The sequence below is a fragment of the Limnothrix redekei LRLZ20PSL1 genome, assembly GCF_043235035.1.
Taxonomy (GTDB): domain Bacteria; phylum Cyanobacteriota; class Cyanobacteriia; order CACIAM-69d; family CACIAM-69d; genus CACIAM-69d.
In genome coordinates, this window is sequence record NZ_JAZAQF010000001.1 from 132,796 (window position 1) to 148,860 (window position 16,065).

At 57.5% G+C, this 16,065-nt stretch carries 11 protein-coding genes; 7 read left to right on the plus strand and 4 right to left on the minus strand.

All coding sequences use genetic code 11. The features are described 5' to 3' along the window. The first annotated feature begins 227 nt into the window (after positions 1–227). Positions 228–848: a phosphoribosyltransferase gene (locus VPK24_RS00550; RefSeq protein ID WP_393009760.1), complete on the plus strand. Its 621-nt coding sequence runs from the start codon at positions 228–230 to the stop codon at positions 846–848. A gap of 367 nt (positions 849–1,215) precedes the next feature. Next, entirely contained in the window at positions 1,216–1,890 is a 675-nt protein-coding gene (locus tag VPK24_RS00555) for a hypothetical protein (protein ID WP_393009762.1), read from the plus strand. Positions 1,891–2,098: 208 nt separating this feature from the next. On the opposite strand, the gene VPK24_RS00560 is transcribed toward VPK24_RS00555, so the two are convergent. Continuing rightward, on the minus strand, positions 2,099–2,449 hold the full coding sequence (locus VPK24_RS00560) for a DUF565 domain-containing protein (protein WP_393009764.1): 351 nt from the start codon (positions 2,447–2,449) through the stop codon (positions 2,099–2,101). Between the two features lie 765 nt (positions 2,450–3,214). On the opposite strand from VPK24_RS00560, the gene VPK24_RS00565 reads away from it, so the two are divergent. The 4 genes from VPK24_RS00565 to VPK24_RS00580 all read left to right on the plus strand — a co-directional run bounded on the left by VPK24_RS00565 (position 3,215) and on the right by VPK24_RS00580 (position 10,016). Next, positions 3,215–4,642, plus strand: coding sequence for an LCP family protein (locus VPK24_RS00565; RefSeq protein WP_393009766.1), 1,428 nt, complete (start codon positions 3,215–3,217; stop codon positions 4,640–4,642). Positions 4,643–4,706: 64 nt separating this feature from the next. After that, positions 4,707–6,455, plus strand: coding sequence for a phospholipid carrier-dependent glycosyltransferase (locus tag VPK24_RS00570; protein WP_393009768.1), 1,749 nt, complete (start codon positions 4,707–4,709; stop codon positions 6,453–6,455). Positions 6,456–6,803: 348 nt separating this feature from the next. Further along, positions 6,804–9,317, plus strand: a complete 2,514-nt coding sequence (locus VPK24_RS00575; protein WP_393009770.1) for an adenylate/guanylate cyclase domain-containing protein — start codon at positions 6,804–6,806, stop codon at positions 9,315–9,317. Positions 9,318–9,389: 72 nt separating this feature from the next. Further along, complete coding sequence (locus tag VPK24_RS00580; RefSeq protein WP_393009772.1) at positions 9,390–10,016, plus strand: hypothetical protein; 627 nt, start codon at positions 9,390–9,392, stop codon at positions 10,014–10,016. 688 nt (positions 10,017–10,704) lie between these two features. Here the strand turns inward: VPK24_RS00580 and VPK24_RS00585 are convergent. Further along, positions 10,705–11,034 (minus strand): DUF3155 domain-containing protein, encoded by a 330-nt coding sequence (locus VPK24_RS00585; RefSeq protein ID WP_099534815.1) that lies wholly within the window; start codon positions 11,032–11,034, stop codon positions 10,705–10,707. A gap of 455 nt (positions 11,035–11,489) precedes the next feature. Here VPK24_RS00585 and VPK24_RS00590 point away from each other — a divergent pair, with 455 nt between their 5' ends. After that, on the plus strand, positions 11,490–13,043 hold the full coding sequence (locus VPK24_RS00590; protein ID WP_393009774.1) for a sensor histidine kinase: 1,554 nt from the start codon (positions 11,490–11,492) through the stop codon (positions 13,041–13,043). 40 nt (positions 13,044–13,083) lie between these two features. Here the strand turns inward: VPK24_RS00590 and ispE are convergent, their stop codons facing one another. Further along, positions 13,084–14,055, minus strand: coding sequence for a 4-(cytidine 5'-diphospho)-2-C-methyl-D-erythritol kinase (ispE, locus tag VPK24_RS00595; protein ID WP_393009776.1), 972 nt, complete (start codon positions 14,053–14,055; stop codon positions 13,084–13,086). Positions 14,056–14,136: 81 nt separating this feature from the next. Beyond that, positions 14,137–15,996 carry an EamA family transporter gene (locus tag VPK24_RS00600; RefSeq protein WP_393009778.1) on the minus strand — a complete coding sequence of 620 codons (1,860 nt, stop codon included), beginning with the start codon at positions 15,994–15,996 and terminating at the stop codon, positions 14,137–14,139. Between the last annotated feature and the right edge of the window lie 69 nt (positions 15,997–16,065).

Here is a 16,065-nt window from a genome sequence, read left to right on the forward strand (position 1 = left end):
CGACCCATTCTCCATACCCGGATCTATGCGATCGGGCTGGAGATGAGTTGATGGCCGCTCTTTGTTGTGGGTTTGGATTCCCGGTTTCCCGATTGTCCGCACTGGCCCTTGCTGATGATCGCGTTACGGATCGCGCTCTTCAATCTATTTGATCTATTCAATGTTTGTTTGATGATTTGAATATTTGTTTGATGATTTGATGGATGCCCCTCTTGGATATGGTTGCCATGCCCTCTGATTCGCCCTGCAATTCCCAAGCCCCATCCCCGATCGCCCCTGGAACCCCGATCGAGACTGAAACACCCAATCGGCAATCACGGATAGAAAATAACAATCTAAGTAGCGATTTATACATCTCCTGGGAAAACTATCACCGGGCGATCGAACGGTTAGCCTGTTCAGTGCATCAATCGGGCTGGGCATTTGACCAAATTGTCTGCTTAGCTCGTGGGGGTCTGCGAGTGGGTGATATTTTCTCGCGCCTGTTTCACAAACCCTTAGCCATTCTGTTTGCCAGTTCCTATGCCGGAGAGCTGGGACGGGAACGGGGGCAGCTCAAATTTGCCCAAAGCTTGGCCATGACGGGCGATCGCCTGGGGCCGAGGGTGTTGGTGGTGGATGATTTGGCCGATTCGGGAGCAACCCTGAAGGCTTCGATCCAGTGGCTGCGCGATCGCTACGATCTCAGCGATCTGCGCACGGCCGTGATTTGGTACAAGGGCTGTTCAACAATCGCCCCGGATTATTACGACTGTTATTTACCCCATAATCCCTGGATTCATCAGCCGTTTGAGCGCTATGACGTGATGGAACTGGCTGAGCTTGCTTCCTCGATCGAGACAGATTAATCAAAGTTAACGTCAATTCATGGGGCGATCGCATGGCGGGGGGCACCATTGGGGCATGTTACGCTTGAGGCGGAGTCTAAAATCCCAAAAATTCTCCGTAATTACTCGGATGACAAATCCAGTGCCATAATATTCTGAACATGGCCAGATTCAACGATGGCAACCCCCTAGGGGGCTAAACCCCACTGAACCCTCCGTTGACTCTGTAATAACGTGGATGGTCAGTTCCGTTGCTCCGTTGCAATCCAGTTCCAAGTTTCCTTCTCTGGTGGTTCCCGAATTCGGCTTTTGCGGAGGGACGCATCTGGATTCTGCTCTGCCACGATCGCGCTCCCGCTTGTATCCCTTGTCGTAGTAGAGGTTGGCTATGGAGAATCAACCGTCTCCCAGCACAGATCGATCGGTCTCGGGACAACCAGCAGCCTGGCCCCGGTCGATCGGCCTTAAGCCCCTGGGTCAATACCTTGTGGAGGCGGGTTTGCTCGCGCCCGCTCAAGTCACGGTTGCTCTGAATGATCAGAGTGTGACGGGGTTGCGGTTTGGGGAAATTTTGTCGAAACGGGGTTGGGTTCGCGAACAAACCATCGAATATTTCATGGACAAAGTGATCGAACCGGAACGTCGATCGCTTCGTCAGTCCATGGCTGCGGCAACCCAGCGCACCAGTGCCGCCCGGGCCGCTGCGCCCGCTAGTCCCCACCGCAAAGGGTTTGTGCGATCGGCCTCAACCTCGGCGGAACCTAACAAGCGGCCCCCAGCTCCTCTGTCCGCCAGAATGCCGATTGCTGTGTCAGATCCGGCAGGCAGTTTCCGCACCGACGATGCCAGTTTGCGCCACCGCAAGCATTACGGCCCCACCAGCGCAACAACCACGGCGGGCTTAACTCCACCACCGCCACCGCCGCCTTCTTTTCCACCGCCGCCGCCCCCACCCGATCGCCCCCGCGATGGCGAGGAGTCCCCGGAAATTACCACCTGTAATGGTGTGTCTGCGTCTGACGATTTTCGAGACGCGGCTGAAAACTTGGTCTGGATTGGCTAGCAAGTCGCTCAAGGCGAGTTAGAGCGCGACTAGGAATCATGAGGGCGTTTGGGTAGTGCCGTAATTGGTAGTGCCGTAACTCAGGCACGGCCAGCTCGTGAAAGCCTTGCAGCGTCAGCGCTCACTCGCCGCAAATCATCACCTCACAGGCACTCCCCAACTTCAGGCCATCCGCCCCAGCAGGGCGGGGCTTTTTTCCTGTTTGGGGTTAGCTTCCCAATTTGAAAGCCTCTAAGAACAGGCCGTAAACCATTCCTAATTTCAGTAAATTCAAAACCGACAGCCACAGGGGCGATCGCCCGTTGAAATCTGTAGCCTGAGCATTCCAGCGGCGATAGACCACAATGCTCACCACCTCGCAGAACACCGCCAAAATGCCCGCCATGGATAAGTCCCAGGCGGCCTCCTGGCCCGCTGTGGTGATTAATGCGGAAGCCCCAAAGAACCCCACCAACACCGCCAAACACTGTACAGAAGTGCGCCGCCAAGGATTTTGGAGCCATCCTCCTAATCCCCGGGCGATCGCGCCTAGGAGGTTGTTGAGCCTGGTATCTTGCACGGTTTCAACGCCAGCTTCAAAAGTGTTAACGCCGGTTCAATTCAATATTGCATCTCAATATCGCATTCCAATATTGCATTCCAATATCGCATCTCGGCATCGCCTTAACATCGAATCACCACCAACTCGCCACCAACTCGCCACCAACTCGCTACTAAATCAAGACTCAAGCAAGACCCGCTAGCATTCAGGTTCCCAGCTTGGCGGCTGCCAACAGCCTGCAATCACGAGCTGGCCCAACTCTACCCCGAACAAATCTGGGGCCGATCTTGGACTGATTCCCAACCCATCCTGAGCAGCCCTGAAAAGAGCTGAGATCTAGGAATGGGATTTGGGAATGGTGACCGAGAACCGCTTGGGGAATCGCATTGTCGGCTGAACTCTCGGCCAAAGCTAGTTAAATCCTGCTAAAAAGTTCCGGCGAATTTTTGCTCAGTCTTCTCCGGATGATCCACCGCGATCGCACCAAAACGCCGCTAAAATGACGGCAGTTTTGCGCACCCATCCCCGATGATTGCGCTACGGCAGTTGCACCTAGTGGTTTTCCCGCCAATGCGGCCGGGCCGCTGTGCTCTGCTTTCCATGGTCAGAACGGTCAGATTGGTGTCTGGGCAGCCACCCCACACCGCACTCCCAGCGGTTCTCAGAGCCTCATCAAGTGGAGATCGCCCTGCCAGAGCCACCCGAGTGCCCCTGTCCGATCGCCAATTCAGTGCGCTACTCTCTCATCAACTCTCCGCCCTTGACCCCCTTTTGAGGAACTCCGTGTCCACTCGCCATTCCAACCGCGCCTCCTCACCCTTGACCGATCGACATCCCCAAACCCACGCTACCGATATGTCTCGCTCCCAAGCGCCGCAACCCAAGCCTCGGGCCAATCGCTTCCGTTGGTTCTGGCTGTTGTTTAGCCTCTTGGGCGTGGCCACCATCTCGGCAACCACGGGGGCGTTGCTGGCCGTTTCCCTCAGTTCCCCCAGCCTCAGTCAGCGGGAATTGAGCAAAGAGGAAAAGGCGGTTTTTGGGAACAATCAACCCATTTCCAGCCTGGGCTTGCAACTGCCGCAACTCACCCGGCCGGTCAATATTTTGGTGCTGGGGATTAAAGTCATCACCGCTGATGTGGATGAGAGCCTTAGTCGCAAGTATGGCTACCATGCGCTGGTGAACTCCTTTGAGGGTCTGTCGGACACGATGTTTTTGGTGCGGTTTGACCCCAGCCAGAAAAAACTATCGGTGTTGTCAATTCCTCGGGACACGCGGGCTTGGGTGGATGGCCTGGGGATGACCAAAATTAATGCCGCTAACAGTCGTGGGGGGCCGGCCCTGAGCGCCAAGGCGGTGAGCGAGCTGTTGGGGGGCGTGCCGATCGATCGCTACATGCGAATTAACGTCCAAGGGGTGGAAAAGCTGCTGGATGCTTTGGGGGGCTTAACGGTCTATGTTCCCCGCGATATGAAGTATCAAGATGATAGCCAACACCTTTACATCAATTTGAAACAGGGACGGCAACACCTGAATGGGGAACAGGCGCTGGCGTTCTTGCGGTTCCGCCACGATGAACATGGAGACATTGGCCGGGTACAGCGCCAGCAGATGGCCATGCGCAGCCTGAAGGAACAGGCCCTGAACCCCACCACGCTGCTGAAGCTACCGGAAATTTTGTCGGTGATTCGGGAGAATTTGGACACCAACCTCAGCATGGAGGAGATTGTGGCGCTGGCGGGCTTTGCCACCCAGGTCGATCGCCAAAATGTGCAAATGCTGGTGACCCCGGGGGATTACGGAGATATTGCCCGTTACGGCACGAGTTATTGGTTGCCCTACCCGAATCAGATTCGGGACATGATGGCTAGGCACTTTGAACATGGGGTCAGTTCCGGCGACAGTCGATCGATTTCGCAGGTGCGTGTGGCGGTGCAGGATGCCAGTGGCAATCCGGAGGCGGCCAGAGCGGTGGCACGGCAGTTAGAAGCGATGGGCTATCGCCAAACGTTTGTGGCTCGGTCTTGGAAGGAGACGATCAGCACGACGCGAGTGATTGCCCAAAATGGGGATGCAGATACGGCGGAACAGGTGAAGGCGGCGATCGGGCGGGGTGATGTGCGGGTGGATAGCTCGGGCATTTTGGGATCCGACGTGACGATTCAAATCGGCAGTGACTGGCAAGGCACGGGTTCCAACCCAAATCCTTAAGCGCCCATTCGCGGGGCCTCGCAATTGCGGCCGCTGCAATGGCCCTTAAAATGGCCTTTTTTCCATGGATTTTGTCATGGCTGATGTGCGATCGCCCCTAGACCACTCACCACTCCAGGAAGATCCAGCAGGCCAGGGGGATTTTCCAAGATCTTCCAAGTTGCGATGGCACTGGGAATCCCATTGGTGGTGGATCCTGGGGGCGATCGTGTTGGTGGGGGCGATCGTCCGATTTTGGAATTTGGGCCACTTGAACACCTTGGTGTTTGATGAGGTTTACTTTGCCCAGTTCGCCCGCGACTACCTGGTGGGCAAACCCGTTGAAGATGGCCATCCCCCCCTCAGTAAGTATCTGATTGCGATCGGGATTGCCATCAGTGAGCATTTTCAGTGGGGGCGCGACAACACCAACCAAGCAACCGGTTCCCTGCTAGCCACGGTCAGCTATCGCTGGCTGAATGCGCTGGTGGGATCTTTGATGCCGTTGGTGGTGGCTTGGTTGGCTTGGTTAATTTCCGGGCGGCGGCTGTTGGCCTTGGTGGCGGCGGGGGCGATCGCCCTGGATGGGCTGTTTTTGGTGGAATCCCGCTATGGGTTGAATAATGTTTACCTGGTGATCTTTGGCCTGTTGGGTCACTGTGGCTGGCTGATGGCGGCGCGGGCCATGGCCGGGCGATCGCGCTATCACTGGCAGGTGTGGGCCTGGTTGGCGGTGGCGGGCTTGGGGTTTGGTTGCACAGCCAGTGTGAAGTGGAATGGCTTGGCCTTTTTGGTGGGGGCTTGGGGCAGTTGGGCCCTGTGGCGAGTTTGGCATTGGCTCGATCGCCCTGGTTTCACGACCCGGCAATCAACTGAGCCGATCGAGAATGCCGAACGACCCGAGAGCATTGAAAACAGCCCTAGTTCCCGAACGGGGCGATCGGCCGCAAATCCCTTAACACTCCTTCAGCGCTTCAGCCCGATCCAAATGGGATTGATGTTGGGGCTGCTGCCGTTGGTGATTTATTGGCTGCTGTGGATTCCCCATGCCCAAATGAATCCTGGCAAAAGTATTTGGGAATTTAACCAAGATTTGTTGCGCTACCACCATCGGGTTGGGGGTGATGATGCCCATCCCTACTGTTCCCGTTGGTTCACTTGGCCCCTGCTGTTGCGCCCGATCGCCTATTTCTACGCCCGCACCAGCAGCCCCAACGCCCCGATCGATTATCAAAACCCGATCCCCAAGGATCTCCCGGCTGGTACGCCAACGGTTTATGACGTACATGCCTTGGGAAATCCACTGCTTTGGTGGCTGACGGCGGGGGCGTTGGTTGTGGCCCTGTGGTGGTTGGGGCGGTGCTGGTGGCGTTCGATCGCGCAACCGGCCGCTTTGGCAAACCCCCTTGTCAGTACCGATTATTTGGAAAGTCCCGTGGTGCGGTTGGGATCCCACCGCTGGCAATTACGGCTGATGTGGGAACGATCGGGCGCGATCGGGGCCGCCGCGCGATCGCCTGAAGTTTTGATGTTGACCTATTGCCTGGTGAACTACGGGGCGAACTGGTTGCCCTGGGCCAAGGTCTCTCGTTGCACCTTTCTCTACCACTACATGGGAGCGTTTGTGTTTTCGAGCTTGGTCTTGGCTTGGCTGCTCGATCGGCTCTGGCAATCCCGCTCCGATCGCCCCCTTTCGATCATTGCCATGATTTTGATCGGGCTGTCTTTTCTTTTTTGGCTTCCCGTTTATTTGGGTTGGCCCCTCACCCCCTTTGACTGGCAACTGCGGATTTGGGGAATTGAGGGTGTGCGCTGGTTGCCTTACTGGATTTAGCAATACCCGGCTGGGCCACAGCGGGGCGATCGGGCCGAGTCCCCGATCATGATCAACCGCCGCGCCGCAGGAAGTCACACGCTGCGCCTAGGTGCATCACCCCACAAGTTCCCCCGAGAATGCCAGAATCAGACCACCGTTCTCAACGATTCTGATGCCTGCGCCAAGGCTACAACCCAGACCCGTTCAAGTATCGGCACGTTTTTCATCGGAGCACTCTCGTCGGCTGCTGCAATTTGCTGCGCAGGTTTCTCTCAGCCGCAACAAATTGCAACATGGAAACCCAAGCGAGGCCTGGTTTTCCATTCCTGATCCTGACCATGCCCCACCCGCACCGTTAGACACCCTATGAAACTCGTGCAACCCATCCAGTCGATCCCGAAGCGGTTCCGACAACTACGCTTGCGCTGGTTGGTCGTGCCGCTCATCCTGCAAGTGGCCGGGGCCGTTGGACTCACGGGATGGCTCTCACTGCGAAATGGCCAGCGGGCCGTGAATGACCTCGCGGCCAGGCTCAGTGGCGAAATTGCGGCCAAGGTGGAACAGCATGTGCAGGGTTATTTGGGCACATCCGAGCTGTTTTTGCGCATTGATGCTGCATCCGTGGCGGCGGGCAACCTCAACCTAGACGACTTCACCGCCCTTCAGCGCTATTTCTGGCATCAGGTACACATCACACCGGCGGTCTCCGCCCTCTACTACGGCAATGCGGAGGGCAATTTTTTACAGGTTGAGCGCGGCAACCCTTCCACTGTCTCCGTACGAACGACGGCCACGGCCCCCAACTGGAGAATTTATACCCTGAACAAGCAGGGCCAGCGCGATCGCTTCGTCAGCTCCCGGCCCTACGATCCTCGAAAACGCCCTTGGTATCGGGCTGCTGTGGCTCGGGGTAGCTTGGCTTGGTCGCCCATTTATGTGTTCACGGAGCCGCCGATATTGGGCATTACTCCGGCTTTGCCCATTTACGCCAGCAGCCCCAGTACGGTGACCGCCAGTGGCACACCACTGACCACGGAAACGCTCAAGGGCGTGCTGGCGATCGACCTTCCCTTGGAACAGCTTTCTACCTTTTTACGGGGTCTGAAGGTAGGGCGAACCGGGGAAATGTTTATTGTGGAGCGGTTGACCGGGGCCCTGGTGGCCACGTCGTCTGAGGAACCTCTGTTTGCGCGGGATGCCCAAAACCAACCCCGGCGACTGAAGCCGGAGGAAAGCCGCGATCCTCGAATCCGGGCAGCGGGCGAGTTTTTGCGAGATCGCTTTGGCACCTATCGCCAGGTTAGCAAGCGGTATCAGGGCATTGTGCGACCGAAGGGGAGCGATCGGATCTTCATTGATGTGTTGCCTCTGGAAAATGACTATGGACTCGATTGGGTGACCGTGACGGTTGTCCCCGAGCGGGATTTCACATCCCAAATTCAGGAAAATACCCGTATCACCGCTCTGCTCTGTTTGGGTGCTTTAGGCTTGGCCGTCTTAATGGCGATCGCCACCACACGCTGGATTGTGGATCCCGTTAGTCGGATTAGCCGGGCTGCTGAGGCGATCGCCGAGGGCAATTTGAATCAGACCGCCGCCGCCAGCCCAATCCTGGAGGTCGATCGCCTGGCCGAGTCCTTTAACCGCATGGCCTTTCAACTGCGGCAGGCCTTCGCCGCCTGGGAGGAAGCCAACCAAAATCTAGAGTTGAAGGTACAACAACGCACGGCTGCCCTCACCCTCTCGGAAGCCAAACTGCAGGAAAAGGAACGATATTTGCGGCTAATTCTCGATAACATTCCCCAGCATGTGTTTTGGAAAGATACCGATCTGGTCTTTCAGGGTTGCAACAAAAACTGGGCAGAGGCGGCGGGGCTGGAAAATCCTGAAGCGGTGATTGGGTTGACGGATTTTGACCTGGTGCGAGATCCAGAGGCAGCGGAAGCCTTTCGCGAGCAAGATCGCCGGGTAATTGAGAGCGATCGACCCGTTTGGCACGCGATCGCCCCCAAGCAAAAACCGGGAGCCACGGGCGAAACCATTTGGCTAGATATCAGCAAAATTCCGATTCACGACAATCAACGCCGCGTGATTGGGTTGTTGGGGGTGGTGGAAGATATCACCTTACGCAAACAGGCCGAAGAAGCCCTGCGCCGGGAACAGGAAAAATCGGAGCGATTGCTGTTGAATATCCTGCCCCGCACCGTAGCTGATCGCCTGAAGCAAAATGTGCAGCCCGATGGATCCACAGAATCGGAACCGATCGCCCAACATTTTGAAGAAGTCAGCATTCTGTTTGCGGACATCGTGGGTTTCACGCCCCTTTCGTCCCAACTGCCCCCGATCGACTTGGTGACTTGGTTGAACCGCATCTTTTCCCAGTTTGACCACCTGGCAGAGCGCCATCACCTGGAAAAAATCAAAACCCTCGGAGATGCATACATGGTGGCGGCCGGGCTGCCTCTGCCCATGGAAGATCCCACCGCGGCCATGGCCAACATGGCGCTGGATATGCAGCGGGTGATTCATGGCTTTCAAGACGAGTTTCAGCAAACCTTGGGGCGATCGCTGGAAATCCGCGTGGGTATGAACACCGGGCCCGTCATTGCGGGTGTAATTGGCATTCGCAAGTTTATCTATGACCTTTGGGGCGATACGGTCAACATTGCCAGCCGGATGGAATCCCAGGGCTTGGCCAGCCGAATTCAGGTGACCGAAACGGTGTATCAGGCCCTACGCGATCGCTATGAGTTTGAATCCCGAGGCGAGATTGATGTGAAGGGCCGCGGCCCCATGCGCACCTATTGGCTCACGGGTCGCAAAACCACCGCTGCTTTGGATGTGGTGGCCGCTGCGATCGACTCTGGCCAGGAGTTTTAACGCACGCTCGCCTTAGAAAAGTGCCAGCATTTCCTGGCGATCACGCCTCTGGGCCCGATCGAGGCCGAATTGGTGATCCTGACTTCCCACCCGTGGCTGCGAAGTAATCAGTTGGCGGATTCGATCGCCCGATCGAGTCCTTCCGTTGGCACTCACAGTCTTCCGTTGGAGAAGTTGGTTATGGCTTGCAAATGGACTTGCGCAGTGATGGGTTCGATCGCCCTTTTGGCCACCACCGCCACCTTGGCCCCCTTGCCCGCCCGGGCAGAAATGCCGGAAGTGGTGTGGATGGTGGGGCCCGCTGAGAATGTGGAAATTGTGACCGGCGAGATTCAAGATTTGGTGGGCGATCGGGTGCGACTGTTGCTGACCGATGGTTCCACTCGCCTGGTGGGCATCACCCAGGTCGATCGCACCCGACTGGGCCTCGATCCGGGAGATCAAATCACCTTGGCCTTGGTCGATGGTCGTTTCTTTGCCCAAGCCGTTGCCCTGGGAAACGATGCCCTTGTGATTCGCAATGGCTATATTCAACTGGCCAATGCTGACAACGCCTACGTCAGCACCAGTCAAGCCAGCGTGACCACGACCACCACCGTGCAACAACGCACCGTACAACGCAGCGGCCAACAAACCACTGTTCAACAAACCACCATCACCCCCGATCGCCCCGCACAACCAATTCGCGGCATGTGGTAACTGTTGCTTAACCTGGTTAACCCATTGACCGGCCTATTTTTCCGTGCCTTGCTGTTCCAGGCTGCCTAGATCGAAAGCACAGCACAACCCCAGAACCTCACACCTGCAAACACACCTACTAGCGTGACAGACTGAAGACATTGGGTCAAAGTTGCGGAGCCAGTCGTGGTAACAAGGGGCTTGAGCATCTTGCTGCTTAACGATTAGATGACGGCAACGGTCATGTAATTTGACCAAGCGAATTAAGGTAGCCGTGCCACTGCAAACACACCTACAAACACATGAAAAACCAGCAACGCCCACTGATCAGCGGTCTGATCGCGGACGTTGCTGGATTTTTTTGAATTGGAAGCACCCAGGGCCGCACAAGGCCATCGCGCAAGAAGCGATCGCGCTTAGGCCCGTCGTCAGTCGGCTATTGAGCTTTTTGCTAATGAGAGATTGATGTGTCAACTGTGATGCACTCGATCATCCATGGACGCTGCGATGTAGAAGTCGATCGCCAATGGAAGGTCAACAGTCATCACCCACCAATCAATAACAAATCACCAATTAATCCACGTTTCCGTGCATCCATGCCCCAAGACGATTTGCACCTCAACTGTGCCCGAATTGCAGAGCAGCCACGACCTCAAACGTCTGATTTCAGGCTCCACACAACGCGGGTTTCAGTTTTGTTGTCATGGGCTTAGCGTGCCGCAGCGGCCACCATTCCCAAAGCAGGCACATCCCCTTCTTGATCGCCCCAGAGCCGGAGGCTCGGGAACAGGAAGTGGTTTTCTTCAACGTATTGCGCTCCGAACAACCCTTTTTCGGCCCAAAAGTAGCGATCCGTGGTGTGTTCGTTACGCTTCACCAACACCAAAGCGGGGGGATGAATTCCCTCTGCCTTAATGAATTTGCGAGCGGCCGTGACCGGCTTATCTTCGCCACATTCGATGCTATACTGTGGCACATTCTCAAGAATCCGTCGCCCTTCTTGCCGCCGACGGCTCTTGCGCTTGCGTCTCCTTGCCAACCTCCTTACCTCCCGTGCCAAGATAAGTGTAGTGACGGTTACAAAAGCCGTGCAAAGTATATCGCCTTTGCGCCAAAATTTCAACTTGTTTTAATTGATCGACACGAATTCAATTACAATTGTTTATTCTGTCGATTTCTTAGCAGTTTCATTTTGAGTACTGGCCCATTCAGAAACCTAGAGACTGTCTGGATTTCACACAATTGCTGCCCCAGGTTCTTGCGATCCCTTGCGGCTTTTTAATGATTCTTAATCAGTTTGAATGGAGCAATTTGAATAGAAGCGGCTTGAGATAGTTCCAGCTTAAGGAGTTCTCAAGCCTTGGGGAGAGCAATGCCGTAATTCTTCACAAAGCCGGCGATCGCCCCATGCGGGAAACCGGGCGCGGCCGCTCCCCAACCTCTAGCAACCGCGAATGTTCCCCGATGGAGGCCCCCCGGGGGGAGTGGCGAGCAATGGCGAGTTCAACCTTTTTGGCCCTGTGCCAAGCGCAGTTGGCCTTGATGGCGGAAACGTTGCACCTGGGACGGGGTGTGGTGTATTTGGCGCAGGATTGGTCTGGGACGACGGAACCGGCTTGGATGCCGGTGTTGGAATATCCGGCTCGGGCCAATACGCAGCTTTTGGAGGAAGCGGGAACGGGCCGATCGCGCAGTCGGGGCCGATCGCGGTTGCTGTCGGGGTCGGGCCCTTGGGCAGCGGCTCCTGCGGAGATCACCTCTGCGATCGCGCCCAAGGCCGAGGTTAGTCACCAAGCGGGCGATCGGGCAGACGTGATGAACCTCTCAATTGCGCCAGAAGCAATTCCCCCGGCGGCCAACCAGATCACGGATGCTGACCATTCAGCCTCTGCCCATTCCACCAATTCCCATTCAGCCAATTCTGCTCACTCAGCCGCTGACCCCGCGTTGAATCCCCTATTTAATCCCCAACCCCACCCGGGCCGATTGGTGCTGCCCTTGGCCCGAGGGGAGATGATGTTGGGGTTGTTGGTGCTTGATCGTTCTAAACCTTGGACTCCCAAGGATCGCCAGCAGGCGGGGCGGGTGGCGGTGACCTTGGCGGCGGCCTGCGAACTCGATCGCCGCAATCAACTGTTGGAGGCGGCCTATCGCCAACAACAGACCACGCAACAGCGCCAAGCGGAATTACTGCACAATTGGCTGCACCAGTTTCGCAATCCCCTAACGGCCATTCGGACATTCGGCAAGTTGGTGCTGAAGCGGTTAGGGGGTGAGGATCGATCGCGCTCACATCTGGAAAGCTTGCTGCGGGAGGGCGATCGACTCCAAGGAATGTTGACGGACTTTAGCCAAGTGATTGACACGCCGGACTGGACAGGGGCGGCTGCTCCCGGTGCCGATCAGCCCTCACCGTCGGAGTTGCCCGCCCCCGCCGAAAACAGGGCGGCCCTGCTGTTGCCGGGGGTGACGATCGCCCCTTGGCCAGTTGATACCTTGGTGATGGATGCGATCGCGGCGGCGGAAGCGGTGGCGATCGAACGTGGGCGATCGTTTCAGATTTCGTTACCCGCCGGTTTGCCGCCGGTTTTGGCCGATGGCACGGCTTGGCGGGAGGTGTTTAGCAATTTGCTGGATAACGCCATCAAATACGCCTGCGATCGGGGCCGGGTGCAGGTGCTGGCCCGGGTCGCTGCTTGGCAGGATGCGCCTGCGGCCGGTTGGGGGCTGGCGGTGGTGGTCAACAATCAGGGCAACAATATCCCGCCAGCGGACTTGGAGCGGCTGTTTCAGCGCGGCTTTCGGGGGATTCAGGCCGCCAGCCCGATTCCAGGCACGGGGTTGGGTTTGGCGATCGCCCGTCAGTTGATGATGCAAATGGGCGGCCGCTTGGAGCTGTTTAGTCCCCCGATCGCCCTATCTGCTCGGTTGCGGTTGCGGGAAACTTCCGATCAACTCCTCCCCTCGATCGCTCAAGGAACGATGGCCGTGGCTTGGTTGCCCCTGGCAGAAACGAATCCACCGCCTCCTGAATTAACCTCTGAGTGAATCCCTGAATCCACGGCTGAATCCACGGCTGAATCCACCGCTAAACCGACTGGTTAACGGGCCGAATGCCCGCCGCACTGAATTGGGTGACCCAAAATTCCAAATCCGGATCCGGCAGGGCCGATCGCGCGGCGGCTTGGATTTCCTGGGCTTGGCTGGCAGACTCGGCCAGGGCAAAAACCGAGGGGCCAGAACCGGACATCATCGCTCCCAGCGGGGCCAGGCGATCGAGCAAGTCCCGCAACTGCGCAATTTGGGGATGGGCCGGCAACACCACCCGCTCCAGGTCATTGCGCAGCAGGGGCCGCAACGCCGAAAGACCAGCTCGATCGCCCGCGGCCAAGGCCTGGAGCGATCGCACGAGGGGCCCAGACTTGGCCGCCGTATGCCGAGCCGCTTGGGCCTCCGGAGTACGCGCATATTCCGCCCCAAACTGAGCGCGATAGGTTTGATAGGCCCAGGGCGTGGAAACGCCTAAACTGCGATATTTCGCCAACACCAACCACACCTGATCCACCCCCGCGAGGGGATCCAGCACTTCTCCGCGTCCCGTGGCCAACGCCGTTCCTCCACCCACACAGAAGGGCACATCGGATCCCAACTCGGCCGCCAACTCCTGCAATTCTCCTTGGGTGAGGCCCAAGCCCCAGGCCAAGTCCAGCCCCACCAACACCGCCGCGCCATTGCCCGATCCTCCAGCTAAGCCAGCGGCCACGGGAATTCGCTTTTCAATTTCAATCGCCACGCCCCCAAATTTGGCGAAGGCTTCGGGAAACCGCTCGCTCATCAGGGCTGCGGCCCGATAGGCTAAATTGCTGGCATCGTTAGGCACACCCTCGGCGGCGCATTCCACTTGAATTACGCCCTGCATTCCCGATCGCACATGGACGAGATCCGCCAAGTCAATGCTCTGGAACACGGTGGCCAACTCATGGAAACCATCGGGACGATCGCCCACAATTTCCAAATAGAGATTAATTTTGGCGGGCGATCGCAGCGAATAGGATTTCATCGGCACGCAAGCATCAGGACAAACGCGTCCCCATTGTCTCAGAAGGGGCCCACGAGACCATCAATGGTTGATTAACCTGGCCTAGCTTTGGGGCGATTGGCGCGATCGGGGCGATCGGCGCGGCTTGCTCAACTGTTCCACACTCAGCAGCGTCACCCCAAGGGTCACCAACCCAATGCCCAGCCATTGCCCCCCGGCCAGCGATTCTTGAATCAAAATCCAGGCCGCCAGGGCCGTCAGGGCATTGCCCGAGGCGCTGAGAATGGCCGTCCAAGCGGCTCCCACCCGTTGCACCGCCAAGTTATTCAGCAGGTAGCCCCCCAAGGTCAACAGACCCAAAATGACTCCACCCAACAGCAGGCCGCCCCAAGTCCCCGGCAACACCTGCACCGTCACCGCCTCCGGCCGTGCAATGAGTCCAAAGCAAGCCAACACAAACACCCACAGGAAGGAAACCAGGGTGAACGGCACGGGATGCAAGGTTTTGGTTCCCCATTGCACCGTGAGTAGATAGCCTGCGAAGGCTGCGCCGGCCGCTAGCCCGCTGGAGAGGCCCACCCAGTTATCGCCCGCGGCCGGGCCCCCCTCGGGCAAGGCCAAGCCGCCCCCCAGCAGAATCAGGGCCGTGAGAAACAAGCGCAGGGCCGTGGGCCGATCGCCCAATAGCCACCAGGACAGGGGCAGGGTAAAGACGGGGTAGAGAAAAAAGAGGGTGACCGCCAAGCCCGTCGGCAAATTCCCGATCGCCACATAGAGCAGCACTTGGGACACAAACATGAAAAAGCCGTTCAGCAAGATCATTTGCCAAGACCGGCGATCGCGGCTTTGGCACAGGTGGCGAATTTCCTGCCAAGTGGCGGGATAAAGCCAAGTGGCCAGCGCTGGAAACACCAACACGATTGCTAGGGTGCGCAATAGCAAAATCAGCAGGGAATTGCCCAGCCCCGGCGCAATGATGCCGGGTAGGGTCACCACCCCTAACAGGGTTTCCGGAGCATTGCCCGTAAACAACAGCTTCAGGGCCACATTGAACAGGGCCAACAACAGGGCCGCCACCAGGGCCAACAGCCAGCCCGGTTGCCGCAGGGTCTGAGGATGGGGGACGGAGGGTTTCACGGCCACAAGGGGGGGAGGGAACAACACAGGAGCCGGATCGGGCAAGGGAGCGATCGGGGAAGCGGGCCGATCGAGCGCGGTTGATTCAGGCTCAGGAACCGCAGGATTGGGAACCCCAGGATTCAACCCAAGGGAATCAGGCGCAAGAGCATTGGGTGCGATCGAGGTTTCCCAACGAGCCATCACCTGCTTCAACAACAATTCCCCCTGCTGTTGCTGCCGGGCCAATCGGCTGAGTCGTTGGGCCAGCGCCTGTTCATAGGCCGCTAAGTCTTGATGGAGATGGGTAAAAACTTGGGCCAGGGTTTGATCCAGCGCCATCAATTGTCGCTCAATCGCGGTGCTGCTGAGACGACCATGGATCACCACGGGCGAGCCGATCGCCTCGCTGGAATCCCTGGGCCGCAATTCCTGAGCCAAGGCCTGAAACCGTTGGTCGATCGCCCTTTTCAGGTGGGATCCCATGTGTTGAGCCAGTTGTTTTGCCCACTGTTGGGCCCAAGCTTGGCTGCTGGGATCCAACAGGGACTGCCCCGGAGCGGTCTGTGCTCGCAGTTGTTGGCGATAGCGAGCTAGGCGATCGAGATCCAACAGTAATTGGGTTTTCTCGGCGCTCAGGCGATCGAGATCTTGGGCAAGCTGGTTAAGTTGCGATCGCTGAAAAATTTGCAATTGCTCAATCACTGCTGACCAATCCGGTGCTGATTCTGGGGCGATCGGGGCCAAGCTCGATCGATCATCACGGGCATCTTTCGCCGCCGACCCAGGGGGATGCGGATTGGGATCGAGGCCCATGGGGTCGATCGTGGGTTCTTCAATGGGCAAGGTTGGTTGCTCCGATGGCCTGTTGATTAACCCCATGGAGATGGCTCAGTTCAGTGGCTCAGTTCAGTG

Coding starts and splice junctions, on each gene's coding strand:
- VPK24_RS00590 (WP_393009774.1), top strand. CDS start 11,490: ATGGCGAGTTCAACCTTTTTGGCCCTGTGCCAAGCGCAGTTGGCCTTG.
- VPK24_RS00575 (WP_393009770.1), top strand. CDS start 6,804: ATGAAACTCGTGCAACCCATCCAGTCGATCCCGAAGCGGTTCCGACAA.
- VPK24_RS00550 (WP_393009760.1), top strand. CDS start 228: ATGCCCTCTGATTCGCCCTGCAATTCCCAAGCCCCATCCCCGATCGCC.
- VPK24_RS00555 (WP_393009762.1), top strand. CDS start 1,216: ATGGAGAATCAACCGTCTCCCAGCACAGATCGATCGGTCTCGGGACAA.
- VPK24_RS00570 (WP_393009768.1), top strand. CDS start 4,707: ATGGATTTTGTCATGGCTGATGTGCGATCGCCCCTAGACCACTCACCA.
- ispE (WP_393009776.1), bottom strand. CDS start 14,055: ATGAAATCCTATTCGCTGCGATCGCCCGCCAAAATTAATCTCTATTTG.